The sequence below is a fragment of the Streptomyces sp. NPDC031479 genome (assembly GCF_055581065.1).
Map to the genome: position 1 here is coordinate 1 of NZ_JBVIKC010000003.1, position 26,191 is coordinate 26,191.

Genomic DNA, 26,191 nt, shown 5'->3' on the forward strand with positions numbered 1-26,191 from the left:
TTTCGCTCTCGTCATCGCGGGATACGCGGCCCCGGCCCCCCCCCCCCCCCCCTCCTCCCCCCCCCCCCCCCCCCCTTCCCCCCCCCCCCCCCCCCCCTCCCCCCCCCCCCCCCCCCCGCCGCGGGTCGCGCCGGGGCTACGGGCGCGGGGCGCGGGCCAGCTGGCGGGACTGGGCCACCAGGCGGTCGGCGGAGTCCCAGACCTCGGCGTCCTCCTCCAGGAAGCCGCCGGCCAGGTTGCGGGTGACGATGCCCACCCGCAGCGGACCGGGGGCCGGGCGGCAGCGGATGTGGGTGGTCAGCTCGACGGTCGGGGCCCAGCCCAGCAGGCCGAGGTCGAAGGCGGTCGGCGGGAGCGCGTCCACCGCGAGCAGCAGCGACAGCGGGTCGGCGTCGCGGCCGTCGGCCAGCTCGAACCAGGCCCGCATCTCGCCCTTCCCGGACGGTGCGCCGACCGCCCAGCCGGCGGTCGCCGGGTCCAGGCGCAGCCGGAGCCGGTCCACGATGGCGGAGCTGCCGGGGATCGGCGCCGGGCCCGCCTCGGCGCCGAGGCAGTCCTCGTAGGGCGGGATGACGGGCGGCCGCGCCACCGTGTGCACGGCGTCGGGGAGGGCGTCGAGGTCACCGTAGGAGGCGAGCACGCGGATGCGCTCGACCTCGGCGCCGTTCTCGTCGAACTGGAAGAGGGAGGCCTGGCCCGTGGAGAGGTTCCGGCCGGCCCGGACGACCTGGGTGCGGATCACGGCGGGGCCGGGCACCGAGGAGGTCAGGTAGTGGGCCGAGACGGTGAAGGGGTCCGGGTGCGGCAGCGCCGCGGACAGGGCCCGGCCCACCAGGGCCAGCAGGTAGCCGCCGTTGACGGCGGTGATGATCGTCCAACCGGCGGAGAGTTCCGCGTCGTACACCCCGGGCTCGCCCGCGCGCGGGGCGATGGTGGTGTCGCGGTCGAACTCGCTGTCGCCGATGGTGGCCTGGGCGGCTGTGTGTGACATGGCTCGAAGGTACACCTGCAAGCTACTAAGCGGTAGCTTTCTTTGTCGGGTGGGACCTAGGGCTCTTCGGCCACACCGGAGCGGCGGTTCCACGCCAGCGGGGCCCGCCAGTGGTAGCGCATCGCGAGCAGCCGCAGGACGAAGGTGGTGATGATGGCGACGCCGGTCGTCAGGGCGTTGAGCACCTCCAGACCGATGAAGACGGCCACCATCGAGGCCCCGACCATGGCCGGAACGGCGTACATCTCGCGGTCGCGCAGCAGCGAGGGCACCTCGTTGACGAGGACGTCGCGCAGCACGCCGCCGCCGACGGCCGTGGCCAGGCCGAGCGCGGCGGACGCGGTCAGGCCCAGGCCGTACTCGTAGGCCTTGGTCGTGCCGGTGACGCAGAAGAGGGCGAGGCCGGCGGCGTCGCAGACGTTGATGGCCCGGTTGATCCGCTGCACCTCGGGGTGCAGGAAGAAGACGATCGCGGAGGCGATCAGGGGCGTGACGAAGAAGCTGAGCTCGCCGAAGGCGGCGGGCGGCACGGCGCCGATGACGAGGTCGCGGAAGAGGCCTCCGCCGAGGGCGGTGACGAGGGCGAGGACGGCGATGCCGAAAACGTCGAAGTTCTTGCGGACGGCGAGCAGGGCGCCCGCCAGGGCGAAGACGAAGATGCCCGCGAGGTCCAGGGCGTGCTGGACGTCGGGCGGGAAGAGATCGTGGAGCACCCCGCCATTGTCGCCCGCCGCGAGCGGTGGCTCCGCCGGTCGGCACGGGCGGCTCCGCCGGTCGGCACGGGCGGGCCGCGGGGGGGTCCCTCCCCCCACATGCCCCCGGCTGGCCGGGCCGGGTGCGCGCGGGCGGCTCCGCCGGTCGCACGGTGCGGCGGGGACGGTGGCGCGGGCCGTGGGGATGCGTCCGTGCGGGCCGGTGCGCCCGGGGCTCCGGCCCCGGAACGCCGGTGGGGCCGGTTTCCGCCGGGTGCCCACCGGAAGGGATCGGCGGGGCCCCGGGTGTGACCCGGGGTCCCGCCCGGGGGTGGTGGGTCCGTCCGCTACTCCGGACCCGCCGCCCCCACGACCGTCCTGCCCGGGTCACCGCCCGGCCAGGGCAGGGGCTACTCGGAGGCCGCCGCCACCGCCTCGGTCGCGCCCGGCAGGGCCGGGTCGCCCGGCGCCTGGTCGGGGGCGTTCTCCGGGTGGTGGCACGCCACCTGGTGCCCGGTCTTCAGGGCGACCAGCGGCGGGTCCACCTTGGTGCACATCTCCGTCGCCTTCCAGCACCGCGTGTGGAAGCGGCAGCCGGCCGGCGGGGAGATCGGCGAGGGCACGTCGCCCTTGAGCAGGATGCGCCCGCTCTTCGCCCCGCGCCGCCGCGGGTCCGGAACCGGCACCGCGGACATCAGCGCCGTCGTGTACGGGTGCATCGGGGCCTCGTACAGCGACTTCCGGTCGGCCAGCTCCACGATCTTGCCGAGGTACATCACCGCGATGCGGTCCGAGACGTGCCGGATGACCGACAGGTCGTGCGCGATGATCACGTAGGTCAGGCCGAGCTCCTCCTGGAGGTCGTCCAGCAGGTTCACCACCTGGGCCTGGATCGACACGTCCAGCGCGGAGACCGGCTCGTCCGCGACGACGAGCTTCGGCTTGAGGGCCAGGGCGCGGGCGATGCCGATCCGCTGGCGCTGGCCGCCCGAGAACTCGTGCGGGTAGCGGTTGAAGTGCTCGGGGTTCAGGCCGACCAGCGACAGCAGCCGCTGGACCTCCGCCTTCAGGCCGCCCTCGGGGGTGACCTTCTGGAGCCGGAAGGGAGCGCTGACGATCGTGCCGACCGTGTGCCGCGGGTTCAGCGAGCCGTACGGGTCCTGAAAGATCATCTGCACGTCGCGGCGCAGCGGGCGCATGCCCGCCACGCCCAGGTGCGTGATGTCCTTGCCCTCGAACTCGATCCGGCCGTCGGTCGGTTCGAGCAGCCGGGTGATCAGACGCCCCATGGTGGACTTGCCGCAGCCGGACTCGCCGACGATGCCGAGGGTCTCACCCCGCCGGACCTCGAAGTCGATGCCGTCCACGGCCTTGACGGCCCCGGCCTGCCGGCGCAGCAGCCCCTTGTTGATGGGGAAGTGCTTGACCAGCCCGGTCACCTTCAGGAGCGCGTCCGCGGTGTTCGTTTCGGGCGCCTCGGGCGCCTCGGGGCTTTCAGGCTTCTCGGTCACAGCTTCGGCGCAATCTCTTCGGTCCAGATCCGGGTCCGCTCCTCCTGCGACATGTGGCAGGCGGACCAGTGCCGGCTGTCGTCCTCGGTCAGCTCGGGGCGCTGGGTACGGGTGATGCCGCCCTTGGGCACGTCGGCGTAGGGGCACCGGGGGTTGAAGGCGCAGCCGCTCGGGATGTTGATGAGGCTGGGCGGCGAGCCCTTGACCGGGATCAGGCGCTCGGTCTGGTCGCGGTCGATGCGCGGCATGGAGCCGAGCAGGCCCCAGGTGTAGGGGTGCCGGGGGCCGTAGAAGACCTTCTCGGCGGTGCCGCGCTCGACGCACCGGCCGCCGTACATCACGAGGATCTCGTCGGCCATCTCGGCGACCACGCCGAGATCGTGCGTGATCATGATGACCGCGGAGCCGAACTCCTTCTGGAGGTCGCGGATCAGGTCGAGGATCTGCGCCTGGACGGTGACGTCCAGGGCGGTGGTCGGCTCGTCCGCGATGAGCAGCTCGGGGTTGTTGACCAGCGCCATCGCGATCATCGCGCGCTGGCGCATACCGCCGGAGAACTCGTGCGGGTACGCGTCCACGCGCCGGTGGGGCTCCGGGATGCCGACGCGGTCGAGCATCTCGACGGCGCGGGTGCGGGCCTTCTTCTTGTCGACGTCGTGGTGGGTCCGGTAGGCCTCGACGATCTGCTTGCCGACCGTGTAGTACGGGTGCATCGCGGACAGCGGGTCCTGGAAGACCATCGCCATCTTGCGGCCGCGCAGGCGGCGCACCCGGTCGGCGTCGGCGGCGACCAGGTCCTCGCCGTCGAGCACGACCTCGCCCGAGATGTGGGGGCGGCTGCGGGCGTTGCCGGTGCGGTGCAGGCCCATGATGGCCAGCGAGGTCACCGACTTCCCGGAGCCGGACTCGCCCACGATGCCGAGGGTCTTGCCGCGCTCCAGGTCGAAGGAGAGTCCGTCGACGGACTTCACCAGGCCGTCGTCGGTCGGGAAGTGCACGCGCAGGTCGCGTACGGAGAGGAAGGGGGCCGCGTCGCGCGGTCCGCCCTGCTCCGGGACGAAGGCGGGCTCGTCGGAAACGGTCTTGGTCACGTCAGCCTCACGCGCGGGTCGATGACGGCGTACAGCAGGTCCACGATCAGGTTGGCCATCACCACGAACAACGCGGCGAGCAGGGTGACTCCCATGATCACGGGGAGGTCGCCCTGGCCGATGGCGGCGACGGCCGCCGTCCCCAGACCCTGGAAGTTGAAGGTCGTCTCGGTGAGCACCGCGCCGCCGAGGAGTCCGCCGAGGTCGAGGCCGAACATCGTGACGATCGGGGTGAGGGTGGAGCGCAGGGCGTGCTTGCGGATGACCACGCCCTCCTTGAGTCCCTTGGCGCGCGCCGTGCGGATGTAGTCCTCGCCGAGGACTTCCAGCATCGTCGCCCGGGTGATGCGGGCGTAGGTGGCGGCGAAGAGGAAGGCCAGGGTGACCCAGGGCAGGATCATGCTGTTGAGCCAGGCCAGCGGATCCTCGGTCAGGGGTTTGTAGTTGGAGACGTCGAGCCAGCCGAGGCTGTAGACGAAGACCGCCGGGGCCACCATGCCGGTGAAGAAGATCGGCAGGGAGACGCCGGCGAGGGCGCCGACCATGACGGTGCGGTCGATGGCGGTCCGGCGTTTGAGCGCCGAGACCACTCCGGTCGCCACACCGGCCAGCACCCAGATGACCGCCGCGCCGAGGGCGAGCGAGAGGGTGACCGGCATGCGGTCGAGCATGGTCTGCCAGACGGGGGCCTCGCTCTTGAAGGAGTAGCCGAAGCACGGCGCGGCGCAGTGCGTGACCTCGGTCCCCGCGTCGTAGTCGCGGCCGACGAAGATCCCCTTGAGGAACACCCAGTACTGCTCGGAGATCGGCTTGTCGAAGCCCATCTTGACCCGGATGCCCTGCAGGGCGGTCTCGCTGGTCTCGCGGCCGGCGTACATGAGCGCGGGGTCGCTGCCGGTCAGCTTGGGGACCGCGAAGAAGATGCCGAAGGTGACCGCGGAGACCACCAGCAGCGTGGCGGCGACGTTGAAAAGCCGCCGTATGAGGTAGACGAGCACTGCAGTCGGCCGCCCGGGGCGGGCGGCCGCCGTCCCTCGTGGGGACGGCAGCCGCCGCCTGCGGCCTTCACCTGCCCTTCGGACTAGCGCACGTGCGGTGAAGGCACTTACTTGCGTACTTGCGTAGTTGCTGCTGTCTTACGGGCCCTCGCGGGCCGGTACTGCTTGCCGGACTGCCCGTCCGACTACTTGCCGACGCCCAGGACCGCGAGGTCGATGCGGCCCATCGAGTCGTTGAAGTAGACGTTGGTCAGACGCGGGTTGTGGTAGATCAGCGCCTTGTCGAAGTTGATCGGCAGGTAGAGCGCCTTCTCCATGACCTTCTGGTTGATCTGGCCGTAGAACGGGGCGGCGGCCTCGGGGGTGGCGGCGGCAGCGGCGGTCTTGAACAGGCCGTTGATCTCCGGGTCGTTGACCTCGGTGTAGTTGTTGTTGCCGTTCGGCAGGATGAACGATCCGTCGACCAGCGGCTGCAGGAAGCCCGAGCCGGAGTTGTAGTCGGCGCCCCAGCCCATGACGATGATGCCGTAGTTCTTCTTCTTCACGTTCTCGGGCGAACCGATCGTGGAGGAGGAGAGCTTGCCGTCGTACTGGTCGATCGTCGCCTTGACGCCGATCTTGGCGAGCGCGGCCTGGAGGGACTCGGCGCTCTTGACCTCGGGGGCGCGGTTGTTGCGGACCGCGATGGTGGTCTCGAAGCCGTCGGGCTTGCCACAGGCCTTGAGCGCGGCCTTGGCCTTGTCCGTCTGCGGCTTGCCGCCCGTCAGGTTGAACGGGTCGTACTTCTTGTCCGAGCCGGGGATGCCGGGCGGCAGCATGTTCGCGCCGAGGTCACCGCTGGTCGGGCCACCGCGGGCGTTCTGCAGCGACTTCGGGTCGGCCGCGTAGATGACGGCCTTGCGGCACTCGATGTTGTCGAACGGCGCGACCGTCTGCGGGAAGGCGAAGTAACGGATGTAGCCCGTGTAGGGGTTGTCCGCGTTCTTCTTGAGGTTCGAGTCCTTGAGGATCTTGTTCTTCGCGGCCTGCTGGACACCGGTGCCGTCGACGGCGAGGTCGATGTCGCCGGAGAGCAGGCGCTGGTCCATGTCGTCCGGGTTGGTGGTGACCGTGAAGGTGACCTTGTCCGGCAGACCCTTGCGGATCGTGTCGGTGGCCGGGTCCCAGTTCTCGTTGCGGACGAAGGTCGCGCCCTTGCCGGAGGCGAAGGACTCCACCTTGTAAGGACCGGTGGAGACCGGCTTGTTGGTGTAAGAGGCGCCCTCGTCCTTGCCCGCCGGGACCGGCGAGGAGGACGGCATGGCCAGCAGGTACTTGAAGTCGGAGTTGGCGCTCGCCAGGTTGAAGACGATCGTGTGGTCGTCCGGCGTCTCGACGGACTTCAGGCCCATCTTGTTCGGGTCGGTGTCCTTGTAGGGACCCGGGTACTTCTGGCCCTGGTCGAGCAGGTCGATCAGGTACGTCGGACCGCCGGACAGCACGTCCTGCGCGAAGACGCGCTCGATGCCGTACTTGAAGTCCTTCGCGGTGATCGGGGAACCGTCGTCGAACTTCACGCCGTCCTTGATCTTGACGGTGTACGTCTTGCCGTCGTTGCTCAGGACGGGCTCGCCCGCGGCGAGGTCCGGGACCAGCTTGGTGCCGGCCGCGCCGGGCTTGCTGTCGTACGCGTACAGCTGGCGGATGTAGAGGCGCTGCAGGTTCCACACGAAGCCGTAGTAGGCGCGCGCCGGGTCGAGGAAGTCGACGTCCTGCGGGGACCAGAGCTTCAGCTCGCCGCCCTTGGCGTCGGAGGCGTTGACCACGGCGGCGGTGGCACCGCTGTAGCCCTTGTCGCCCTTGTCATCGCTGTCGGCCTTCTTGTCGTTGCCACCGCACGCGGCGGTCAGCGACAGGGCGGCGATCACGGCGGTGATCGCGAGTGCCTGCTTTCTGCGGATCACGGTTGTCCAACCTCCATAGGTGGGTGAATCGAAGAAGCGGTTCAGCTGCCCTTGGGGTCGAGTGCGTCACGCAGCCCGTCCCCGAAGAGGTTGAACGCCAGGACGGTGATGAAGATCGTGATACCCGGGACCACCATGTACATGGGGTCGTCCTGGTAGATGGGGACGGCGTCGGAGAGCATCTTTCCCCACGAGGCCGTGGGCGGCTTGACGCCGGCGCCCAGGAAGCTGAGTGCCGCTTCCGTCAGGATGTTGGTCGGAATGATCAGCGTCGAGTAGACGAGGATCGGCGCGATCAGGTTGGGCAGCAGCTCCTTGATCAGGATGTAGCCGCGGCCCGCGCCGAGGCTGCGTGCGGCCTCGACGTACTCGCGTTCACGCAGGGAGATCGTCTGGCCCCGGACGATGCGGCCGATGTACGGCCAGCCGAAGAAGCCGATGACGACGATCAGCACGCCCATCCGGACGCCCGAACCCTCGAACCCCCAGAGGGAGTTGGGGACCACGGAGACCAGGGCGATGGTGAACAGCAGCTGCGGGAAGGCCAGCAGCAGGTCCATCACGCGGCTGATGACGGCGTCGACCCAGCCGCCCAGGAAGCCGGCCAGGGCACCGAGCAGGCTGCCCAGGACGACCGAGACGAAGGCCGCCAGGAAGGCGACGACCAGGGAGATGCGGGCGCCGTAGACGATCCGGCTGAACACGTCGCGACCGTTGGTCGGTTCGACGCCCAGCAGGAAGTCGGAGCTGATGCCGCCGAAGGAGCCGAGCGGCGTGCCCAGGTCCGGGTCGATCATGTCCTCGTGGAACTCGTTGGGATCGTGGCCCAGCAGGCCCACGATCAGCGGCGCGAAGACCGCCACCAGGATCAGGAGGATCACGACCACGCCGCCGGTCAGCGCGACCTTGTCGCGCTTGAGCCGCATCCAGGCGATGCGGCCGGGCGAGCGGCCTTCGATGGCCTTGGCAGGGACGTCGGCTACGGACACGGGTGCGGGCGTTTCCGCGCTCGTGTCGTGCAGTGGTGCCGTCATCGTGGTGGGGACCCCTCTCGGCCGACGGGTGGCCGGCCCATGCCCGCCGCTGTGGCGGCGTTGGTGCGGAGTGGCGCTCGGAGTGCTCGGGACACGTGGAACGCGTGCGAAGTGCGGTGGGAGGTGCGAACTGCGGACTGCGGACTGCGGGTGATGTGAACTGCTGTGCGAATTGCTGTGCGGAGCGAGGTGCGGTGCAGCCGAGGTGCGAGAAGTGCGGGAGGTGCGGGAAGTGCCGTGTGAAACAACAAGCCGAGTCCACGTGCCGAGCCGCGCCCTGGAGGACTGACCGGCTCTTGGGTGGGGAGTCTTCATCGGGCGCTCGACCAGCCGCCAGACCCGCAGATGAATGGATGCGCAACCGTGATCTGACGCCCCGGTTCCCGTTATCCGGACTCCGCTCACGGCTCAGCGGAGCAAGACCGTCCGTTCGGTACGCAAACGGACATCACGCCCAACACGCAGGAGGAGTGCGCCAATTGGGCGCCCAACAGGGGTGATATCCGGACAAGGAAAAAGCCGCCGGGAACCGTGGTTCCCGGCGGCCGAAGGTCCGTCGAAGGTGCCCGTCTCAGGGCCCGGGCACACCCGCGCGACTCCCTGTAGACGGGTCGGCACGGGGCCCCGATCCGGGTCGGGGGACCCGGTCAAGTGGTTTTCCGCGTGGCTCAGTACGCCGCGGCCTGGCCCTCGCGGTCGTAGAACGGCCTGGTCTGCGCCCGCAGCCACATCGCCACCGGGTCGTGCTCGTCCGCCAGCGCGACCGTGCACACCGGCACGCCCTCGGGGACCGCCCCGACCGACTGGCGCATCATCTCGCGCACGGACTCCAGCGCGGGCGCGGAGGCGTCGTACAGGTCGAGCCCCACCGCGAGGTAGGCCGTCCCGAGCGCGGGCTGGACCCACGCGCGGCGCAGCGACCTGACGGCCGGCGTGCGGTGCGCGTGCTGGGTCAGCAGCCCGTAGAACTGCGGGAGCTCCAGGGCGGGCTCGGAGAGCCGCAGCGGGCCCGCGGGCATGCGGTCCAGGCCGGTGGCGACGCGGCGCAGGTCGGCCCACGGCACGCCGAGGCCGCCGCCCGGGGCGTGCGGGTTGACCCACAGCCCCCAGCGGTCGGGGTAGAGGGCGCGGGCGATGTCCCGGCCGGTGACGACCTCGTAGCCGCGGTTCCAGCCGCTGGCGGCCAGTTCCTGCGGCGAGGTCACGCAGGGCGCGTACCCGAGGCCCTCGACCTCCATTCCGCCGTACTGGGCGTCCGGTGAGCCCGGTTGCCCCTGCCACAGCAGCATCCACAGCCTGCCCTCGGCGAGGGCGTGCAGGAATGACTCATAACTCTCATAGCGCCCGGGAGTCACCTGGCGCAGCATGTGCTCGACCTGCCCGGCCGCGGCCGTGCCTGACGCACTCACCCGGTACCCCTCTTCGTCCGCCCGTCGTCCACCCGTACCAACCAGCTTAAGCGGCGCTAGGGAAGGTAGAAGGGGCGTACGCGCTCACGAATCCAGTCCGTGACCGGGTCCTCGGCCGCCTCCAGGAGGATCAACTGCACGGGCCAGGGCGCGGGTACGCGGGCCAGGGCGCGGCCGAGGGCCTCCAGCGGGGCGTTCCGCGTCCCGGGATCCCATCCCACCAGCTGGACGCCGATGTAGAGCTGCGGGGGGCCGGCCTCGACGCTGGCGAGGCAGCGGTGCGCGGCGGTGACCACGCCCGTGGCGCGGAACTCCTCGGCCGCGGCGGCCAGGAAGTCGACGGGGTCCTCCTGCCAGTCGGGCTCGAAGAGCCGGACGCGGCCGCCGGTGGCGGGTCCGTCGAGCGGGGTCCGGCCGGCGCGGCACAGCTGGGCGACGGCGGCGGGGGGCAGCGGCACCCCGACGGCGCCCTCGGGGTTCACGGCGATGCCGAGCTGCGGGGGCAGGCCGCGGGCGAACTCGACGGCGGGGGCGATCGCGAAGTCCATGGCGGGGCCGGCGCCGTGACGGAACTGGGCCTCCGAGCTGTAGACGGGGACGTACGCCTCCCCGCCGATCAGCATCGTCGGGAGGTCGAGGGCTGCGTGGTCGGGACTGCCGCCGTGGGGCAGGGGCACCCAGAGCCGGCTGCGGCCGAGGGCATCCAGGATCTGCGGTCCGGCGTCCGGCCGGCCGAGCGCCGCCCCGAGGACCTGTTCCAACTCGTTCGCCGGCCAGCCGCTGCCCTGCATGTACCCCTGCCTCCGTACGGTTCCGCCCCGATGTCGCCCCGAGGCTACCGCCCCACCCCGACCGCCCTTCGCGCGTCCCCACCCCCCGCTCACCGCCCTCAGAAGAACGAGATCCGCGTCACCGCCGCCGCCGCGCGGCGGTCCAGGATGACCGCGGAGTCGCATCCCGCCGGCAGGCGCCCGGCCTCGGCGTCCCGCAGCAGCCGCCCCACCGCACCCCGGTGCCGCGCGAAGGCGTACGCCGAGACCCGGCGCCCCCGCGCCGCCTGCCCGGAGCGGGCCTCCTCGGCCGTGGTGTCCAGCAGGAGCAGGTGCAGCGCCCGGCCCCGCCGCCGGGCGGCGGCGGCGAGCATCCCCCGTACCCACATCTGGGTGCCGCAGTCGTGGACCACGACGGAGTCCCCAGTGCGCAGCCGCCGCCACAGCCCCCAGTAGTGCGCGGCCCGTACCAGCGGCCGGTACGCGGCGTACGGCAGCGCCCCCGGCATCCGGCGCTCCCAGCGTTCGCGGACGTCCTGGGAGTCGATGCCGCCGTCCTCGGCGGCCCGCTTGATCAGGGTGCTCTTGCCGCCGCCGGGCAGGCCGGACACCACCACGATGTCCCCGGCGGGGAATCCGAGCCGCCGCGGCCCGGCCACCACCGCGCCGCGCAGGTCGCGGACCCGGCCGGCCGGCCGCGGCCGGGTACTGCGCCGGGCCGGGACCCCGTCCACCGCTCCCGTCGCCGCCAGCACTCCGAATCTCCGCACAGTGATCGTCTCCCCCCGAATCGGGTCGCCTGGACCCCGTGCCCACTGAGTGTAAAGAGACGGTAATCCGGTGGCCTCGGTTCCGGTCCGTCCCTTCTTCCAGGGCCCCACTGCCCGCTCCCGAGCGTCCCGTGCAATGATGTGCGCCATCTGGACACCAACTGCATACCGGCCGCTTGAATCCGCGCGGGAGAGTCCCGGCACGCCGTGAGGCCGTGCCCGGGCGCCGAAGGAGCAAGTACCTCCCTTGAATCTCTCAGGCCCCGTACCGCGTGGATGAGGCAGATCTGAAAAGCGAGCGACGACGTGTCCGTCCCCCGACGGCCGCCGCGCGCTCCACCCAAGGTGCAAGCCAGGGCGTCCCGCCGTGTCGCGGGAACTCTCGGCGAACCTCTCAGGTTCCGATGACAGATGGGGAGGATCGTCCTCGTCATGTCATGCCCTGGGACCCGGGAGCCACACCCATGAGCACTGCCCCCCGCCTGACCGCGCTCGACGCGCTGCACCGCTCGCTCGGTGCGACCATGACCGACTTCGCGGGCTGGGACATGCCGCTGCGCTACGCGAGTGAGCGCGACGAGCACAACGCCGTGCGCACCAAGGCCGGCCTGTTCGACCTGTCCCACATGGGCGAGATCACGCTGACCGGCCCCGAGGCCGTCAAGGTCCTGGACTACGCGCTGGTGGGCAACATCTCCACCGTCGGCGTCGGCCGCGCCCGCTACACGCACATCTGCCAGGAGGACGGCGGCATCCTGGACGACCTGATCGTCTACCGCCTGGGCGAGACCGAGTTCATGGTCGTCGCCAACGCCTCCAACGCCCAGGTCGTCCTGGACGCCCTCACCGAGCGCGCCGCCGGCTTCGACGCCGAGGTCCGCGACGACCGCGACGCCTACGCGCTGATCGCCGTCCAGGGTCCGGAGTCCCCCGGCATCCTCAAGTCGCTGACCGACGCCGACCTGGACGGCCTGAAGTACTACGCGGGCCTGCCGGGCACCGTCGCGGGCGTGCCCGCGCTGATCGCGCGTACGGGCTACACGGGCGAGGACGGCTTCGAGCTGTTCGTCTCCCCGGAGCACGCCGTGGAGCTGTGGCAGGCGCTGACCGAGGCGGGCGAGGGCGTCGGCCTGGTGCCGGCCGGGCTGTCCTGCCGCGACACGCTGCGCCTGGAGGCGGGCATGCCGCTGTACGGGCACGAGCTGACCACCTCCCTCACCCCCTTCGACGCGGGGCTGGGCCGGGTCGTGAAGTTCGAGAAGGAGGGTGACTTCGTCGGCCGCGCCGCGCTGGAGGCCGCCGCCGAGCGCGCCGCCACCAACCCGCCGCGCAAGCTGGTCGGCCTGATCGCCGAGGGCCGCCGCGTCCCGCGCGCCGGATTCCCGGTCGTCGCCGACGGACAGGTCGTCGGCGAGGTCACCTCCGGCGCCCCGTCCCCGACGCTGGGCAAGCCGATCGCGATGGCCTACGTCGACGCGGCGCACGCCGCGCCCGGCACCTCCGGCGTAGGCGTGGACATTCGCGGTACGCATGAGGCGTACGAGGTCGTGGCTCTGCCGTTCTACAAGCGGCAGAAGTAGTCAGCACCGCCGTACGGCCGGCCGTACGGCGGTGTTCCGGCGCCCCGGCGCCCGTCTCGGTCCGCGAGACCACTGTTCACATCCACTCCCCCGCATCCAGGAGAATCAGGTCATGAGCAACCCCCAGCAGCTGCGTTACACCAAGGAGCACGAGTGGCTGTCGGACGCCGTGGACGGCGTCGCGACGGTCGGCATCACGGAGTTCGCGGCCAACGCGCTCGGTGACGTCGTCTACGCCCAGCTCCCCGCGGTCGGCGACACCGTGACCGAGGGCGAGACCTGTGGCGAGCTGGAGTCGACCAAGTCGGTCAGCGACCTGTACTCCCCCGTCTCCGGTGAGATCGTCGAGTTCAACCAGGACGTCGTGGACGACCCGGCCCTGGTGAACACCGCTCCGTTCGAGGGTGGCTGGCTGTTCAAGGTGCGCCTCTCGGAGGAGCCGAAGGACGTGCTCTCCGCCGACGAGTACGCCGCGCTCACCCACTCCGACAACTGACACCCCAGGGGATCCTGATGTCCGTTCTGAACACCCCTCTCCACGAGCTCGACCCGGACGTCGCCGCCGCCGTCGACGCGGAGCTCGTGCGCCAGCAGTCGACCCTGGAAATGATCGCGTCGGAGAACTTCGCTCCGGTCGCCGTCATGGAGGCGCAGGGCTCGGTCCTGACCAACAAGTACGCCGAGGGCTACCCCGGCCGCCGCTACTACGGCGGCTGCGAGCACGTCGACGTGGTCGAGCAGATCGCGATCGACCGCATCAAGGCGCTGTTCGGCGCCGAGGCCGCGAACGTCCAGCCGCACTCCGGTGCGCAGGCCAACGCCGCCGCGATGTTCGCGCTGCTGAAGCCGGGCGACACGATCATGGGCCTGAACCTGGCCCACGGCGGTCACCTGACCCACGGCATGAAGATCAACTTCTCCGGCAAGCTCTACAACGTGGTCCCGTACCACGTCGACGAGACCGGCCAGGTCGACATGGCCGAGGTCGAGCGCCTCGCCAAGGAGTCCAAGCCGCAGCTGATCGTCGCCGGCTGGTCCGCGTACCCGCGCCAGCTGGACTTCGCCGCCTTCCGCCGCATCGCGGACGAGGTCGGCGCGTACCTGATGGTCGACATGGCGCACTTCGCCGGCCTGGTCGCCGCGGGTCTGCACCCGAACCCGGTGCCGCACGCCCACGTCGTCACCACCACCACGCACAAGACCCTCGGCGGTCCGCGCGGCGGTGTCATCCTGTCGACGCAGGAGCTGGCCAAGAAGATCAACTCCGCGGTCTTCCCGGGCCAGCAGGGCGGCCCGCTGGAGCACGTGATCGCGGCCAAGGCGGTCTCCTTCAAGGTCGCGGCCTCGCCCGAGTTCAAGGAGCGCCAGGAGCGCACCCTGGAGGGCGCGAAGATCCTCGCCGCCCGCCTGGTCCAGGACGACGTCAAGGCCGTGGGCGTGGACGTCCTCACCGGCGGCACCGACGTGCACCTGGTCCTGGTCGACCTGCGCAACTCCGAGCTGGACGGACAGCAGGCCGAGGACCGCCTCCACGAGGTCGGCATCACGGTCAACCGGAACGCGATCCCGAACGACCCGCGGCCCCCGATGGTCACCTCGGGTCTGCGGATCGGCACGCCGGCGCTGGCCACCCGCGGTTTCGACGCCGAGGCCTTCACCGAGGTCGCCGAGATCATCGCGCAGGCGCTGAAGCCCTCATACGACGCCGAGGACCTCAAGGCGCGCGTCTCCGCGCTCGCCGCGAAGTTCCCGCTGTACCCGTCGCTCTAACCAGCCGCGGTGGGGCCCGGCCGCGTTTCCACGGGGTCGGGCCCCTTTCGTGACCTAAGTCCCTGGTGGATGCCACCTATCGGCTCTGAAACATTCAAAAATCGGCAAATAGGGTCGCAATAAAGGCATCTCCCTCAGGACGGACACCCTCCATGGACATGAGCGCGGCGAACCGGAAGGGGCTCAGCCTCTTCGCGCTGATCATGATCGGCGTCGGCTCGATCTTCGGCTCCGGCTGGCTCTTCGGCGCCGGCACGGCCGCCCAGGTCGCGGGCCCGGCGGCACTCGTCGCCTGGGTCATCGGCGCGGTCTTCATCGGCATGATCGCCATGACCTACGCCGAGGTGGGCGCGGCCTACCCGATCCCGGGCGGCATGGCCCGCTACGGCGCCCTGTCGCACGGCCCGGTGCTCGGCTTCATCACGGGCTGGGCGGTGTGGATCGCGGTCGCCTCGCTGATCCCCATCGAGTCGATCGCCGCGACGCAGTACATGTCCTCGTGGAGCTTCGGCTGGGCCGGGGACCTGGTGGACGCCGGGTCCCACGAGCTGACCGCCTTCGGCATGGCGGTGGCGCTCGCGCTGACCGTGCTGCTGTGGCTGTCCTGCTACTGGTCGGTCCAGCTCCTCGCGAAGATCAACTCCGGGCTGACCCTGGTCAAGTTCGCCATCCCGGTCCTCGCCGTGATCGCCCTGGTCGCCTCGGGCTTCCACACCGAGAACTTCAGCGCCCACGGCGGCTTCGCCCCGAACGGCTGGACGGCCGTCCTGACCGCCGTCACCACCTCGGGCGTCGTCTTCGCCTTCAACGGCTTCCAGGCCGTGGTCAACCTCGGCGGGGCCGCCCGGAACCCCGGGCGGGCCATCCCGATCGCCCTGGTCGGAGCGCTCTCCCTGGGCCTGGTGATCTACCTCGCGCTGCAGACGGCCTTCCTGGGATCCGTACCGCCGGAGCACCTGGCACAGGCCGGCGGCTGGTCGGGCGTGAACTTCAACAGCCCCTTCGCCGAGCTCGCCAAGCTGCTGATGATCCACTGGGTGGTGGTGATGCTCCAGTTCGGCGCCTTCATCTCCCCCGCCGGCTCCAACATCGCCAACGTGGCCTCCGCCGCGTACATGGTGCAGAACCTCTCCGAGACGGGCTTCTTCCCCAAGCGGCTCAAGGAGACCCACCCGGTCTACGGCACCGCCCGCCCGGCGATGTGGACGAACCTGGGCTTCTCCGTCCTCCTGCTGGTGACCGTCGGCCACAGCTGGAAGACCCTGGCCCCGGTCATCTCGGCCGCGATGGTGATCTCGTACCTGATCGGGCCGGTGGCGGTCGGCGTCCTGCGCCGCACCCGGCCCGGCCTGCCCCGCCCCTTCCGGCTCCCCGCCGCGAAGGTCCTGTGCCCGCTGACCTTCGTCTTCGCCGCCTGCGCCCTCTACTGGTCGCAGTGGCCCAACACCGGCATCGTCACCGCCCTGACCCTGCTGGCCGCCCCGATCGCCGCCCTGGTCCTGTACCGCAAGGGCGAACGGGACCTCCTGCGCCAGTTCGCCCCGGCCTGGTGGATCGTCTTCTTCCTGGGCGCACTGTCCCTCCTGTCCCACCTCGGCTCCACCGACTTCGGCGGCCGCGGCGTCCTGCGCGGCGGCGTCGACGTCGCCCTGGTGGCCGCCATGGCGCTCGTCACGTACTTCTGGGCGGTCCGGGCGGGTGTCCGGGCCCACCAGGCGGGCCTGATCGGCCCGGACCCGCTGCCGGACCGCACCGGAGGCCCCGCCGGGGGCTCCACGACACCGGAGCGCGAGCTGTCTCACGTCTGACGGACCCGTCCGGGAGCCGAACCGTTCATCTCCACGCGATACGCTCGACTGCCGGACAAAATCCGCGGATCCACCCCTCTGATCCACCCCCCAGATCCACCTCTCCTGCCCCCCTCCCCACCCACGAGCAGACAAGGGAGTCCGCCAGTGGCCATCTCCGTCTTCGACCTCTTCTCCATCGGTATCGGCCCGTCCTCCTCCCACACGGTCGGCCCGATGCGCGCGGCGCGCATGTTCGCGACGCGGCTGAAGAAGGACGGCGTCCTCGCCCAGACCGCGTCCGTGCGCGCGGAGCTCTTCGGCTCCCTCGGCGCGACCGGCCACGGCCACGGCACCCCCAAGGCGGTCCTGCTCGGCCTGGAAGGGCACTCCCCCCGCACCGTGGACGTCGAGAGCGCCGACGCCGAGGTGGAGCGCATCCGCCAGAGCGGCCGGCTGCGGCTGCTGGGCGCCGAGATAGGCGACGGGCACGAGATCGCCTTCGACGAGCCGAACCAGCTGATCCTGCACCGCCGCCGCTCGCTGCCGTACCACGCGAACGGCATGACCCTCTTCGCCTACGACGAGTCCGGCGCGCCCCTGCTGGAGAAGACGTACTACTCGGTCGGCGGCGGCTTCGTCGTGGACGAGGACGCGGTCGGCGAGGACCGGATCAAGCTCGACGACACAGTGCTGAAGTACCCCTTCCGCTCGGGTGACGAGATGCTGCGGCTCGCCAACGAGACGGGCCTGTCGATCTCCTCCCTGATGCTGGAGAACGAGAAGGCCTGGCGCACCGAGGAGGAGATCCGCGAGGGGCTCCTGGAGATCTGGCGCGTCATGCAGGCCTGCGTCTCGCGCGGCATGTCCCGCGAGGGCATCCTGCCCGGCGGACTGCGCGTCAAGCGCCGCGCCGCCTCCACGGCGCGCCAGCTGCGCACCGAGGGCGACCCGATGATGCACCGCAGCGAGTGGACGACGATCTACGCGATGGCGGTCAACGAGGAGAACGCGGCGGGCGGCCGGGTCGTCACCGCGCCCACGAACGGCGCCGCGGGCGTCCTGCCGGCGGTCCTGCACTACTACATGAACTTCGTGCCCGGCGCCGACGAGGACGGCGTGGTCCGCTTCCTCCTCGCCGCGGGCGCGATCGGCATGCTCTTCAAGGAGAACGCCTCCATCTCCGGCGCCGAGGTCGGCTGCCAGGGCGAGGTCGGCTCGGCCTGCTCGATGGCGGCCGGCGCCCTCGCCGAGGTCCTGGGCGGCACCCCGGAGCAGGTCGAGAACGCGGCCGAGATCGGCATGGAGCACAACCTGGGCCTGACCTGCGACCCGGTCGGCGGCCTCGTCCAGATCCCCTGCATCGAGCGCAACGGCATGGCCGCGGTGAAGGCCGTCACCGCCGCCAAGATGGCGATGCGCGGCGACGGCAGCCACAAGGTCTCCCTCGACAAGGTCATCAAGACCATGAAGGAGACCGGCGCCGACATGAAGGTCAAGTACAAGGAGACCGCGCGCGGCGGCCTCGCGGTCAACGTCATCGAGTGCTGACCGGAGCGGCTTCCTGAACCCGTCGAGCCCGCCCTCCCCCGGAGGGCGGGCTCGTGCGCGTCCCGCTACGATCGGCCCCACCGGCGAGGAGGTAGTCATGAACACGGCAGGAATGGCGTCAACCGCACTGGGTTCAGGGGCCTTTGAGCGGTGCGACCCCTTCGCTCCGGCCTCGGCGGCGGCCCCGGGGGGTCCCGGAATCAGGCCCTGCGGCCCGTCCGGCTCGGGACCTTCGGCCCCGGGGAGCACCGCCGGCGTCGACTAGCGTTCCCGGAGGGGGTCCGTGAACGGAACGCCACCCGCGCGAAGAGAGGCAGAGCCAGCATGGCCACCACCGAACACCGCGTCCTGCCGCTCCGGCTGGAAGCCGCGCCGCTGTCCGTCCCCCTGGTCGGCGCCTTCGTCTACCGCACGGACCGGCCGTACGAGCTGGCCGTCGACTTCCGCGGCGCCGGGACCCACCTCGCCCGCTGGGTGTTCTCGCGCGAGCTGCTGCTCGACGGGCAGACCTGCGCCACCGGCGAGGGCGACATACAGGTGTGGCCGATGCGGCGGGGCACCGAGCCGCGCGTGTTCCTCGCCTTCAGCAACGGCGCGCAGAGCTGTGTGGTCTCCGCCCGCGCCAAGGACGTGCGCGAGCTGTGCCGACGGCTCACCGAGCTGGTCCCGCGGGGGGAGGAACGGCGCCACTACGACCTGGACGCGGAGCTGAGCGCCCTCCTCGCGTACTGAGGGAACCGCGGGCACCGCACGGGTGTCTTACCCGGTGACAGCCAGTCCCCGTCTCACGAGAATCGGGGGGACGTCATGCGTCACCTGAACCGCCCGCGCCGCCGCCGGGCCGTGGCCCTGGCCACGGGTGCCCTGCTCACCGCCGGGCTCGCGCTCGCCGCACCGGCCTCGGCCGCCGCGTCCGCCGCTCCGTCCGTACGCACCCCGACCCCGCTCGTCGTCAACGCCCGCTGGGGCGGTCACTGCACGTACGACCGGATCGTCATCGACCTCCAGGGCTCCGTGCCCCCGGTCACCGTCACGCCCGTCTCCCAGCTGGTCTACGACGGGTCCGGCAAGCCCGTCCCGCTGGCCGGGAAGTACTTCCTGGAGATCCGCCTGCACCCCGCCGCCGGTCACGACGACGCGGGGCAGAACGTCTACCAGGGGCCCAAGCTCCAGAAGATCTACCTCAGCAAGCTCAAGGGCCTCGCCCTGACCGGCGACTACGAGGGGTACGTGACCTTCGGCGCCGCCTTCGACACCAAGCCCGCCTTCACCACCACGGTCCTCCACTCGCCCGAGCGGTACGTGGTGGACGTCGCGCACCCGAACACCTGCTGAAACCGGCGGCCCGGCCCGGGACGCCGCACCGCTAGCGGTGTTCCGGGTTCGGGAAGTCGAAGCGGCAGCCCGCGTCCCACAGGGAGCGCTGGTTGCCGTGCGCGGGGATGCCGCCCGCGCGCTTGAGGAGGGCCGCCAGGTGCATGAGGTTCCAGGACATGAAGGCCGTGTTGCGGTTGGTGAAGTCGTTGTCGGGTCCGCCGGATCCGGGGTCCAGGTAGGAGGGTCCGGGGCCGGCCTCGCCGATCCAGCCGGCGTCGGCCTGGGGCGGGATGGCGTAGCCCAGGTGCTGGAGGCTGTAGAGGATGTTCATGGCGCAGTGTTTGACCCCGTCCTCGTTGCCGGTGATCAGCGCTCCGCCGACCCGCCCGTAGTAGGCGTACTGGCCGCGGTCGTTGAGCAGGGAGGAGCAGGCGTAGAGCCGCTCGATGACCTGCTTCATGACGGAGCTGTTGTCGCCGAGCCAGATCGGGCCGCAGAGCACGAGGATGTCGGCGTCCATGACCTGGCTGTAGAGGACCGGCCACTGGTCGCTCTCCCAGCCGTGTTCGGTCATGTCGGGCCAGACCCCGGTCGCGATGTCGTGGTCGACGGCCCGCACCAGTGAGGTCCGTGCGCCGGCCGCCTCCATGACGGCACGGCTCTTCGCGATCAGCCCCTCGGTGTTGCTGGTCTCGGGCGAGCGCTTGAGGGTGCAGTTGACGAAGACGGCGGAGAGGTCCGAGTAGTCGAAGCCCTGGGTGTCGGAAGCCATGCGCCCCACCCTTCCCCGGGTCGGCGGGGGCCGCCAGCGGACCGCGTCCGTCCGGGCCGCGTCGCGCCGGGTGGCGCTCACGCCGGATCCGGCCACCCGAACGGCCGAATTGGGGCGGGTTGTTACCGGTCCGTCCTGGCGACTAGGGTCAGCTGGCCTTGGTGTTCGGGAAACCGGTGGAAAACCGGTGCGGCCCTCGCCACTGTGATCGGGAAGTCCGGCTCTACTCCTGCGGGAAGCCACTGGGCCCGCGCGGGAGACCGCACGGCCCCGGGAAGGCGGAGTCAGGGCATCAGTACCCGTGAGCCAGGAGACCGGCCGGGGCGCGTCGTCCATCCACGAGGTGCTGGAGAGGTCTCTCTACTCATGCATATAGCCGAGGGGTTCCTGCCCCCCTTGCACGCGGTCGCCTGGGGCGCCGCGTCCGCCCCGTTCGTCGTCCACGGAGTCCGCGCCCTCACCCGCGAGGTGAAGGCCCATCCGGAGAGCACCCTGCTGCTCGGGGCCTCGGGGGCGTTCACCTTCGTCCTGTCCGCGCTCAAGATCCCCTCGGTGACGGGCAGCTGCTCCCACCCGACCGGTACCGGGCTCGGCGCCATCCTCTTCCGGCCGCCCGTCATGGCGGTGCTCGGTACGATCACCCTGCTGTTCCAGGCCCTGCTGCTGGCGCACGGCGGGCTCACCACCCTCGGCGCCAACGTCTTCTCGATGGCCATCGCCGGGCCCTGGGCCGGCTACGCCGTCTACCGGCTGCTGCGGAAGTCCGGTGCGCCGCTGATGGTGACCGTCTTCCTGGGCGCCTTCTTCGCCGACCTCGTCACCTACTGCGTGACCTCCGTCCAGCTGGCGCTGGCCTTCCCGGACCCGGGCAGCGGCTTCTGGGGCGCGCTGGAGAAGTTCGCGGGGATCTTCGCCCTGACGCAGATCCCGCTCGCGGTGAGCGAGGGGCTGCTGACGGTGCTCGTGATGCGCCTGCTGATGCAGTCCAGCAAGTCGGACCTGGTCCGGCTCGGGGTCGCGAAGCTGACCGGCGCGGCCGGCGCGGCCGGCGCGCAGAAGGAGGCGACGGTCCGATGACCCGCAACGCGAAGATCAACACCCTGCTGCTGCTCCTGGTGGCCGCGCTGGCCGTGCTCCCGCTCGCACTGGGGCTCGGCGACGGCGAGGAGGAGCCGTTCACGGGCGCCGACGCACAGGCGGAGTCGGCCATCACCGAGCTGAAGCCCGACTACCAACCCTGGTTCTCGCCGCTGTACGAACCCCCGTCCGGGGAGATCGAGTCGGCGCTGTTCGCCCTCCAGGCGGCGCTCGGCGCGGGCGTGCTGGCGTACTACTTCGGCGTGCGCAAGGGTCGCCGGCAGGGCCTCGCCCAGGCGGCCGCGGCCTCCGCGGACCCGGCCGGGTCCGCCGCCGGGTCCGCCGCCGGGCCCGGCGCCACGACCGTCGCGGAGTCGTAGGCGGTGCTGCCGATCGACGTGGCGGCGCACTCCAGCCGCTGGCGCCGCCGCCACCCCCTGGAGAAGGCCCTGCTGGGACTCGGCCTGACCGTCACCGCCGTGTCCCTGCCGCCCTGGCCCGGCGGGCCGCTGGTCGCCGCGGCGACCCTGGCCGTGCTGCTCGGCCCGGCGGGGGTGGCGGGGCGGCAGCTGTGGCGGGCCTTCCGGGTGCCGCTCGGCTTCTGCGTGACCGGGGCGCTGCCGCTGCTGGTGTCGCTGGGCGGACCCGCCGGTTTCGTCTCCCTGGCGCCGGACGGGCCCCGGCACGCCGGGGAGCTGCTGCTGCGCACCTCGGCGGCCTCGCTCGGCGTGCTCCTGTTCGCCTTCACCACCCCGGTCTCGGACGTGCTGCCGCGCCTGGTGCGGGCGGGGGTGCCCGCACCGGTGGTGGACGTGGCCCTCGTGATGTACCGGATCGGCTTCCTGCTGCTGGATTCGATGGCCCAGGTCCGCCGGGCGCAGGCGGCCCGGCTCGGACAGACGGGCCGGGCCGCGGTGTGGCGTTCCCTGGCCGGGCTCGCGGCGACCTCCTTCGTCCGGGCCTTCGACCGCGCGGGCCGGCTCCAGGAGGGGCTGGCCGGGCGCGGCTACGACGGCGCGCTGCGGGTGCTCGTCCCGCGGGCGGCACTGTCCTGGCGGTTCCTCGCGGCCACCGCCGCCCTGCTGACCGGCCTGGTCGCGGGGACCCTCGTACTGAAGGAGTTCCTGTGACCGTGGTGGTGGAGCTGGCCGGGGCGGGCCATGCGTACGAGGACGGCCCGGCCGTGCTGTCCGGCGTGGACTTCGGGATCGAGCAGGGCCGCGCGCTGGTCCTGCTCGGCCGCAACGGCAGCGGGAAGACCACGCTGATGCGGCTGCTGAGCGGGGGCCTGCGGCCCGGTACCGGCGAGCTGCGCCTGGACGGCGCGCGGGTGGCGTACGACCGGGCGGGGCTGACCCGCCTGCGGACCTCGGTGCAGCTGGTGGTCCAGGACCCGGACGACCAGCTGTTCGCGGCCTCCGTGGAACAGGACGTGTCCTTCGGCCCGATGAACCTGGGGCTGGCGGAGCCGGAGGTCCGCGCGCGGGTCGACGCCGCCCTGGCCGCCCTGGACATCACCGCGCTGCGGGACCGCCCCACCCACCTGCTCTCGTACGGGCAGCGCAAGCGCGCGGCGATCGCGGGGGCGGTGGCCATGGCGCCGCGGGTGCTGATCCTGGACGAGCCGACGGCCGGGCTGGACCCGGACGGTCAGGAGCGGCTCCTGGACGTGCTGGCGGGGCTGCGGTCGGACGGCACCACGGTGGTCATGGCCACGCACGACGTGGACCTGGCGGTCCGCTGGGCGGACGACGCGGCGGTGCTGACCCCGTCGGGCATCCGGACCGGACCGGCTCCCGAGCTGCTGTCGGATCCGGGGCTGCTGGCCTCGGCGGGACTGCGCCAGGCCTGGTCCCCCGCGGTGACGGCCTTCCTGCGCGCCCGGGGCCTCCTGTCCGGGGACGCTCCGGGCCCCCGCACCCCGGAGGCGCTGACCGGCTTCCGGCCCTGACGGGCGCGCCCCCGACCGTAAACTCCCCCCATGTCGCTGCCGCACGCCATCCTCACCGCCCTGCTGGAGAAGCCCTCGTCGGGGCTGGAGCTGACCCGGCGGTTCGACAAGTCGATCGGGTACTTCTGGTCGGCGACCCACCAGCAGATCTACCGGGAGCTCGGGCGGCTGGAGGAGGCCGGCCTGATCCGGGAGCTGCCCAGCGAGGTCCCGGTGCGGGGGCAGAAGAAGGAGTACGAGGTGCTGCCCGACGGCAGCGCGGAGCTGGCCCGCTGGGTGGACGAGAGCCAGGACCCCAAGCCGATGCGTGACGCACTGCTGTTGCGGCTGCGCGCGGCGGGGGTGGTGGGGCTGCAGGGGCTCGGTCCGGAGCTGCGGCGCCATCTGGAGCTGCACCGGGAGCAGCTGGCCAAGTACGAGGCGATCGAGGCCAAGGACTTCCCGCCGGACCGGGACGCCGTGGAGGACCGCCTGCGCCGGCTCGTGCTGCACGGCGGCATCGCCCTGGAGGAGTTCTGGCTGAGCTGGCTGCGGGAGGCCCTCGCGGAGGTCGAGGCCGTCGAGGGCGCGTCCGGGGCCTGACGGGCGCGGACGGCGCGGGGCCGGACCGCGCCCCCGCCCCGGCAGGGGGACGGGGGCGGCGCGGGGGCCTACTTGTTCAGGGCGGCCCAGAACTCGTCGAAGCTCATCAGGCCGTCGCCGTTGGTGTCCTTGGAGGCGACCACGGCGTCCGCGACCGAGGCGGTGACGAACGCGTCGCCCATCGCCTTCATGGCCGCGCTGTACTCGTCGGCCGTGACGAAGCCGTCACCGTTCACGTCGAACTTGTTGAACGTCGCCCGTGCGCTCTCGATGTCCGCCACTGGGTCCACCCCTTCTTGGTGCTTGTTGACCGGCTCAGGGTAGCGGCACCCGGGACGGAGCGCCGCCGCGGGTCCCGTTCAACCGGCAGAAAGAAATTCAATTACTCTTCCGTAACGCGGAAGCGATAATTCCAGCCAACAATTCCGCCGCGCACTTGTCACGCTCCGGGATCACGGCATAACGTACCGGCATTGCCGCCACACCAGGAGCGCAGGGCTCCCAGGGACAAGTGGCAACAAGGGCGACCACACAGGTGACGATCACAGTTGACGCATCATTCGAAGTTCTGCCCTTCACCCGCACCTGCCGCCACATCTGGGAAGACGGCGACCATGTGCTGATCGGAGTGAGTCCCGGCAACAGCTACTTCAGCTCCGAACGCATATCGAGCCTCGCCAGGTGGGCCACGACCCGCTTCGCGCAGGTCGACTTCGTCTACGCAGACCTCCACGTAGACCGGATGTTCGCCGCTTTCGGCTACACCCGCGAGCATGCGGAGAAGCGTTCGGCGAAGGAGATCAAGGCGGTCCGGAGAAGGATTCTCAAAGGCGTCGAGGAATCAGTACCCCAGCATGCCGAGATCCGGGTGAGGGCACTTTCGGAGTTCCAGTCGAACCCCGTTTACCAACTACTGCACCGACGCGTTCTGCATTTCTTGGAGACCGACGACGTATTCCGCAAGGGCTGCGAGGAGATGGCCCTTCACTTTGTCGGATCGAAGTTGCCGGAAGGTGAATCCATCACCGACGCGCAGTTGCAGGTCTGTTTCGATTACATGGCAGCGGAGCTGCCCTTCTTCGTGGACACCCCGAGCATTCTCGACGTGCCGTCCTCGGTGGCGGCCTACCACGTCAAGATGCCGATGACCGACGTCCTCTTCGCGCGGGGCGGGGGCCTGCGCGCGACGCGCAACCAGGCGTACGCCGTCGTGCGCCCCGAGGCCGCCGGGACCACGCCCCCCGTACCGCCCCACGACACCACCGCGCGGGACACCCCCGCGCACAGCACCGCACCGACCGAGAGGACCGTCGATGAGCGTCGAGCAGCTTGAGGGCACGGAGGAGCGGGAGCCCCTCCTGGACTTCCCCCTCTCCCGGCGCGGTGACGTGCTCCCCGAGGAGTGCTCCTGGCTGCGCGAGAAGGCCCCGGTCGCCCGGGTCCGGACCCTCACCGGGGACCCGGCCTGGCTCGTGAGCAGCTACGCGCTGGCCAAGCAGGTGCTGGAGGACGAGCGCTTCAGCCTCAAGGACACCGCCAACGCCGGGGCGCCCCGCCAGTACGCGCTGACGATCCCGCCCGAGGTCGTCAACAACATGGGCAACATCAACAGCGCCGGGCTGCGCAACGCGGTCATGAAGGCGCTCAACCCGCGACAGAAGGGCCTCCAGGACTTCCTGCGCGCCACGGCCGGGGAGCTGATCGACGCCCTGGTCTCCGAGGGCGGGCCGGCCGACCTCCGGGCGGGGTTCGCCGACCCCTTCTCGGCGGCCCTGCACTGCCGGGTGCTGGGTGTGCCCTTCGAGGACCGGCGGCGGCTGATGTCGGGGCTGGACGTCGCGTTCATGACCGCCCGCGAGCCCTTCGCCGATTCCGCGCTCAACTGGTACAAGGACGTCGGCTACTTCGCCGACGCGTTCAAGACGCAGCTGGCGCGGCCCGCCGAGGAGCGTACGGGGCTCCTCGGAAGGTTCGCCGGACTGCGGGAGGCCGACCCGGAGTCGGCCCATCTGACGGACGAGATGTTCGCGACCGTCGCCGTCTCGCTCTTCGGCGCGGGCGCGGTCTCCACGTCCGCGTTCCTGGTCCTGGCGGTCCTCGCCCTGCTCCAGCGGCCGGAGCTGATCGGGTACCTGCGCGAGCACCCGGAGCGCATGGGCGGGGCGGTGGACGAACTGCTGCGCTGGAACCTGTCCGTGGGCGACGGCCTGCCGCGCCTCGCGATGGCGGACGTCCAGGTCGGGGACGTGCTGGTGAAGGAGGGCGAGCTGGTGCTCGTCCTGCTGGAGGGGGCCAACTTCGACCCGGAGGCCTTCGAGCGCCCGGACGAGCTGGACCTGGAGCGGGAGGGCGCCAACGCCCACCTCGCCTTCGGCGCCGGCCGGCACTTCTGCCCGGCGTCCGCGCTGGGCCGGGCGCACGCGGAGATCGCCCTGGAGGTGCTGGTCGAGCGGCTGCCCGAACTGCGCCTGGCCGTACCCGCGGAGAACCTCGTCTGGCGGACCGGGTTCATCAAGCGGCTGCCCGAGCGGCTGCCCGTCGCCTGGCAGTAACCTCATGGAGCCGGTGTCCCGGGAGCTGTGCGAGCTCCCGGGA

Annotated in this window: 26 protein-coding genes and 2 riboswitches; of the genes, 14 read left to right on the forward strand and 12 right to left on the reverse strand. The window is 71.3% G+C overall.

Going from position 1 to position 26,191, the window contains the following annotated elements; genetic code table 11:
* Positions 1-136: 136 nt before the first annotated feature.
* The 10 genes from ACZ5D2_RS04970 to ACZ5D2_RS05015 all read right to left on the reverse strand — a co-directional run bounded on the left by ACZ5D2_RS04970 (position 137) and on the right by ACZ5D2_RS05015 (position 11,215).
* On the reverse strand, positions 137-991 hold the full coding sequence (locus ACZ5D2_RS04970; protein WP_371676555.1) for a thioesterase family protein: 855 nt from the start codon (positions 989-991) through the stop codon (positions 137-139).
* Between the two features lie 56 nt (positions 992-1,047).
* A complete protein-coding gene (locus ACZ5D2_RS04975; RefSeq protein WP_371676556.1) occupies positions 1,048-1,704 on the reverse strand; it encodes a trimeric intracellular cation channel family protein in 657 nt (218 codons plus the stop codon).
* Positions 1,705-2,093: 389 nt separating this feature from the next.
* Positions 2,094-3,194, reverse strand: a complete 1,101-nt coding sequence (locus ACZ5D2_RS04980) for an ABC transporter ATP-binding protein (RefSeq protein ID WP_468927259.1) — start codon at positions 3,192-3,194, stop codon at positions 2,094-2,096.
* Positions 3,191-4,198, reverse strand: a complete 1,008-nt coding sequence (locus ACZ5D2_RS04985; protein ID WP_371681151.1) for an ABC transporter ATP-binding protein — start codon at positions 4,196-4,198, stop codon at positions 3,191-3,193. Before ACZ5D2_RS04985 ends, ACZ5D2_RS04980 begins: the two co-directional genes overlap by 4 nt.
* An 83-nt stretch (positions 4,199-4,281) precedes the next feature.
* On the reverse strand, positions 4,282-5,283 hold the full coding sequence (locus tag ACZ5D2_RS04990; protein WP_030236081.1) for an ABC transporter permease: 1,002 nt from the start codon (positions 5,281-5,283) through the stop codon (positions 4,282-4,284).
* A gap of 185 nt (positions 5,284-5,468) precedes the next feature.
* A complete protein-coding gene (locus ACZ5D2_RS04995; protein WP_371676558.1) occupies positions 5,469-7,226 on the reverse strand; it encodes an ABC transporter substrate-binding protein in 1,758 nt (585 codons plus the stop codon).
* Between the two features lie 41 nt (positions 7,227-7,267).
* On the reverse strand, positions 7,268-8,260 hold the full coding sequence (locus ACZ5D2_RS05000) for an ABC transporter permease (RefSeq protein WP_266842425.1): 993 nt from the start codon (positions 8,258-8,260) through the stop codon (positions 7,268-7,270).
* Positions 8,261-8,928: 668 nt separating this feature from the next.
* Complete coding sequence (locus tag ACZ5D2_RS05005; protein WP_078950522.1) at positions 8,929-9,669, reverse strand: enhanced serine sensitivity protein SseB C-terminal domain-containing protein; 741 nt, start codon at positions 9,667-9,669, stop codon at positions 8,929-8,931.
* A 56-nt stretch (positions 9,670-9,725) separates the two neighbouring features.
* Positions 9,726-10,460: an enhanced serine sensitivity protein SseB gene (locus ACZ5D2_RS05010; protein ID WP_371676560.1), complete on the reverse strand. Its 735-nt coding sequence runs from the start codon at positions 10,458-10,460 to the stop codon at positions 9,726-9,728.
* Between the two features lie 98 nt (positions 10,461-10,558).
* Positions 10,559-11,215, reverse strand: coding sequence for an AAA family ATPase (locus tag ACZ5D2_RS05015; RefSeq protein WP_371681152.1), 657 nt, complete (start codon positions 11,213-11,215; stop codon positions 10,559-10,561).
* Positions 11,216-11,386: 171 nt separating this feature from the next.
* Positions 11,387-11,490, forward strand: a riboswitch (glycine riboswitch).
* A 183-nt stretch (positions 11,491-11,673) separates the two neighbouring features.
* Between ACZ5D2_RS05015 and gcvT the strand changes: the two genes are divergently transcribed.
* The 7 genes from gcvT (at position 11,674) to ACZ5D2_RS05050 (ending at position 19,232) form a co-directional block, all read left to right on the forward strand.
* Positions 11,674-12,789: a glycine cleavage system aminomethyltransferase GcvT gene (gene gcvT, locus ACZ5D2_RS05020; protein WP_371676561.1), complete on the forward strand. Its 1,116-nt coding sequence runs from the start codon at positions 11,674-11,676 to the stop codon at positions 12,787-12,789.
* A gap of 112 nt (positions 12,790-12,901) precedes the next feature.
* Positions 12,902-13,285 (forward strand): glycine cleavage system protein GcvH, encoded by a 384-nt coding sequence (gcvH, locus tag ACZ5D2_RS05025; protein ID WP_371676562.1) that lies wholly within the window; start codon positions 12,902-12,904, stop codon positions 13,283-13,285.
* A gap of 17 nt (positions 13,286-13,302) precedes the next feature.
* Complete coding sequence (gene glyA / locus ACZ5D2_RS05030; protein ID WP_371676563.1) at positions 13,303-14,559, forward strand: serine hydroxymethyltransferase; 1,257 nt, start codon at positions 13,303-13,305, stop codon at positions 14,557-14,559.
* 152 nt (positions 14,560-14,711) lie between these two features.
* Positions 14,712-16,367 carry an APC family permease gene (locus tag ACZ5D2_RS05035; protein ID WP_468927268.1) on the forward strand — a complete coding sequence of 552 codons (1,656 nt, stop codon included), beginning with the start codon at positions 14,712-14,714 and terminating at the stop codon, positions 16,365-16,367.
* Between the two features lie 147 nt (positions 16,368-16,514).
* A complete protein-coding gene (locus ACZ5D2_RS05040) occupies positions 16,515-17,897 on the forward strand; it encodes an L-serine ammonia-lyase (RefSeq protein WP_266842415.1) in 1,383 nt (460 codons plus the stop codon).
* A gap of 324 nt (positions 17,898-18,221) precedes the next feature.
* Complete coding sequence (locus ACZ5D2_RS05045; RefSeq protein ID WP_371676565.1) at positions 18,222-18,629, forward strand: SsgA family sporulation/cell division regulator; 408 nt, start codon at positions 18,222-18,224, stop codon at positions 18,627-18,629.
* A gap of 75 nt (positions 18,630-18,704) precedes the next feature.
* Positions 18,705-19,232: an AMIN-like domain-containing (lipo)protein gene (locus tag ACZ5D2_RS05050; protein WP_371676566.1), complete on the forward strand. Its 528-nt coding sequence runs from the start codon at positions 18,705-18,707 to the stop codon at positions 19,230-19,232.
* Between the two features lie 31 nt (positions 19,233-19,263).
* Here ACZ5D2_RS05050 and ACZ5D2_RS05055 read toward each other — a convergent pair whose 3' ends face one another.
* Positions 19,264-19,986, reverse strand: a complete 723-nt coding sequence (locus ACZ5D2_RS05055) for a flavodoxin family protein (protein WP_371676567.1) — start codon at positions 19,984-19,986, stop codon at positions 19,264-19,266.
* Between the two features lie 119 nt (positions 19,987-20,105).
* Positions 20,106-20,323, forward strand: a riboswitch (cobalamin riboswitch).
* A gap of 29 nt (positions 20,324-20,352) precedes the next feature.
* On the opposite strand from ACZ5D2_RS05055, the gene ACZ5D2_RS05060 reads away from it, so the two are divergent.
* The 5 genes from ACZ5D2_RS05060 to ACZ5D2_RS05080 are packed head-to-tail and all read left to right on the forward strand — an operon-like array spanning position 20,353 to position 23,596.
* Positions 20,353-21,063, forward strand: a complete 711-nt coding sequence (locus ACZ5D2_RS05060) for an energy-coupling factor ABC transporter permease (RefSeq protein ID WP_371676568.1) — start codon at positions 20,353-20,355, stop codon at positions 21,061-21,063.
* Entirely contained in the window at positions 21,060-21,443 is a 384-nt protein-coding gene (locus ACZ5D2_RS05065; protein WP_371676569.1) for an energy-coupling factor ABC transporter substrate-binding protein, read from the forward strand. Before ACZ5D2_RS05060 ends, ACZ5D2_RS05065 begins: the two co-directional genes overlap by 4 nt.
* Positions 21,444-21,446: 3 nt before the next feature.
* Positions 21,447-22,193: a cobalt ECF transporter T component CbiQ gene (cbiQ, locus tag ACZ5D2_RS05070; RefSeq protein WP_371676570.1), complete on the forward strand. Its 747-nt coding sequence runs from the start codon at positions 21,447-21,449 to the stop codon at positions 22,191-22,193.
* A complete protein-coding gene (locus ACZ5D2_RS05075; RefSeq protein ID WP_371676571.1) occupies positions 22,190-23,014 on the forward strand; it encodes an energy-coupling factor ABC transporter ATP-binding protein in 825 nt (274 codons plus the stop codon). The genes cbiQ and ACZ5D2_RS05075 overlap by 4 nt, the downstream gene beginning before the upstream one ends.
* Before the next feature lie 30 nt (positions 23,015-23,044).
* Positions 23,045-23,596 (forward strand): PadR family transcriptional regulator, encoded by a 552-nt coding sequence (locus tag ACZ5D2_RS05080; protein WP_371676572.1) that lies wholly within the window; start codon positions 23,045-23,047, stop codon positions 23,594-23,596.
* A 68-nt stretch (positions 23,597-23,664) separates the two neighbouring features.
* Here ACZ5D2_RS05080 and ACZ5D2_RS05085 read toward each other — a convergent pair whose 3' ends face one another.
* Positions 23,665-23,877, reverse strand: a complete 213-nt coding sequence (locus tag ACZ5D2_RS05085; RefSeq protein WP_371676573.1) for an EF-hand domain-containing protein — start codon at positions 23,875-23,877, stop codon at positions 23,665-23,667.
* Positions 23,878-24,131: 254 nt separating this feature from the next.
* On the opposite strand from ACZ5D2_RS05085, the gene ACZ5D2_RS05090 reads away from it, so the two are divergent.
* Together ACZ5D2_RS05090 and ACZ5D2_RS05095 are read left to right on the forward strand one after the other, a co-directional pair.
* The gene (locus tag ACZ5D2_RS05090) at positions 24,132-24,929 is read left to right on the forward strand and encodes a tRNA-dependent cyclodipeptide synthase (RefSeq protein ID WP_371676574.1); all 798 of its coding nucleotides are present in this window, start codon (positions 24,132-24,134) and stop codon (positions 24,927-24,929) included.
* Positions 24,910-26,148 carry a cytochrome P450 gene (locus ACZ5D2_RS05095; RefSeq protein ID WP_371676575.1) on the forward strand — a complete coding sequence of 413 codons (1,239 nt, stop codon included), beginning with the start codon at positions 24,910-24,912 and terminating at the stop codon, positions 26,146-26,148. Before ACZ5D2_RS05090 ends, ACZ5D2_RS05095 begins: the two co-directional genes overlap by 20 nt.
* Positions 26,149-26,191: the final 43 nt, after the last annotated feature.

What these genes read in the sequence shown, in the direction of transcription:
- ACZ5D2_RS04970 (WP_371676555.1), bottom strand. Translation starts at nt 991, where the DNA reads ATGTCACACACAGCCGCCCAGGCCACCATCGGCGACAGCGAGTTCGAC.
- ACZ5D2_RS05000 (WP_266842425.1), bottom strand. Translation starts at nt 8,260, where the DNA reads ATGACGGCACCACTGCACGACACGAGCGCGGAAACGCCCGCACCCGTG.
- ACZ5D2_RS05010 (WP_371676560.1), bottom strand. Translation starts at nt 10,460, where the DNA reads ATGCAGGGCAGCGGCTGGCCGGCGAACGAGTTGGAACAGGTCCTCGGG.
- gcvT (WP_371676561.1), top strand. Translation starts at nt 11,674, where the DNA reads ATGAGCACTGCCCCCCGCCTGACCGCGCTCGACGCGCTGCACCGCTCG.
- gcvH (WP_371676562.1), top strand. Translation starts at nt 12,902, where the DNA reads ATGAGCAACCCCCAGCAGCTGCGTTACACCAAGGAGCACGAGTGGCTG.
- glyA (WP_371676563.1), top strand. Translation starts at nt 13,303, where the DNA reads ATGTCCGTTCTGAACACCCCTCTCCACGAGCTCGACCCGGACGTCGCC.
- ACZ5D2_RS05035 (WP_468927268.1), top strand. Translation starts at nt 14,712, where the DNA reads ATGGACATGAGCGCGGCGAACCGGAAGGGGCTCAGCCTCTTCGCGCTG.
- ACZ5D2_RS05045 (WP_371676565.1), top strand. Translation starts at nt 18,222, where the DNA reads ATGGCCACCACCGAACACCGCGTCCTGCCGCTCCGGCTGGAAGCCGCG.
- ACZ5D2_RS05050 (WP_371676566.1), top strand. Translation starts at nt 18,705, where the DNA reads ATGCGTCACCTGAACCGCCCGCGCCGCCGCCGGGCCGTGGCCCTGGCC.
- ACZ5D2_RS05055 (WP_371676567.1), bottom strand. Translation starts at nt 19,986, where the DNA reads ATGGCTTCCGACACCCAGGGCTTCGACTACTCGGACCTCTCCGCCGTC.
- ACZ5D2_RS05060 (WP_371676568.1), top strand. Translation starts at nt 20,353, where the DNA reads ATGCATATAGCCGAGGGGTTCCTGCCCCCCTTGCACGCGGTCGCCTGG.
- ACZ5D2_RS05065 (WP_371676569.1), top strand. Translation starts at nt 21,060, where the DNA reads ATGACCCGCAACGCGAAGATCAACACCCTGCTGCTGCTCCTGGTGGCC.
- ACZ5D2_RS05080 (WP_371676572.1), top strand. Translation starts at nt 23,045, where the DNA reads ATGTCGCTGCCGCACGCCATCCTCACCGCCCTGCTGGAGAAGCCCTCG.
- ACZ5D2_RS05095 (WP_371676575.1), top strand. Translation starts at nt 24,910, where the DNA reads ATGAGCGTCGAGCAGCTTGAGGGCACGGAGGAGCGGGAGCCCCTCCTG.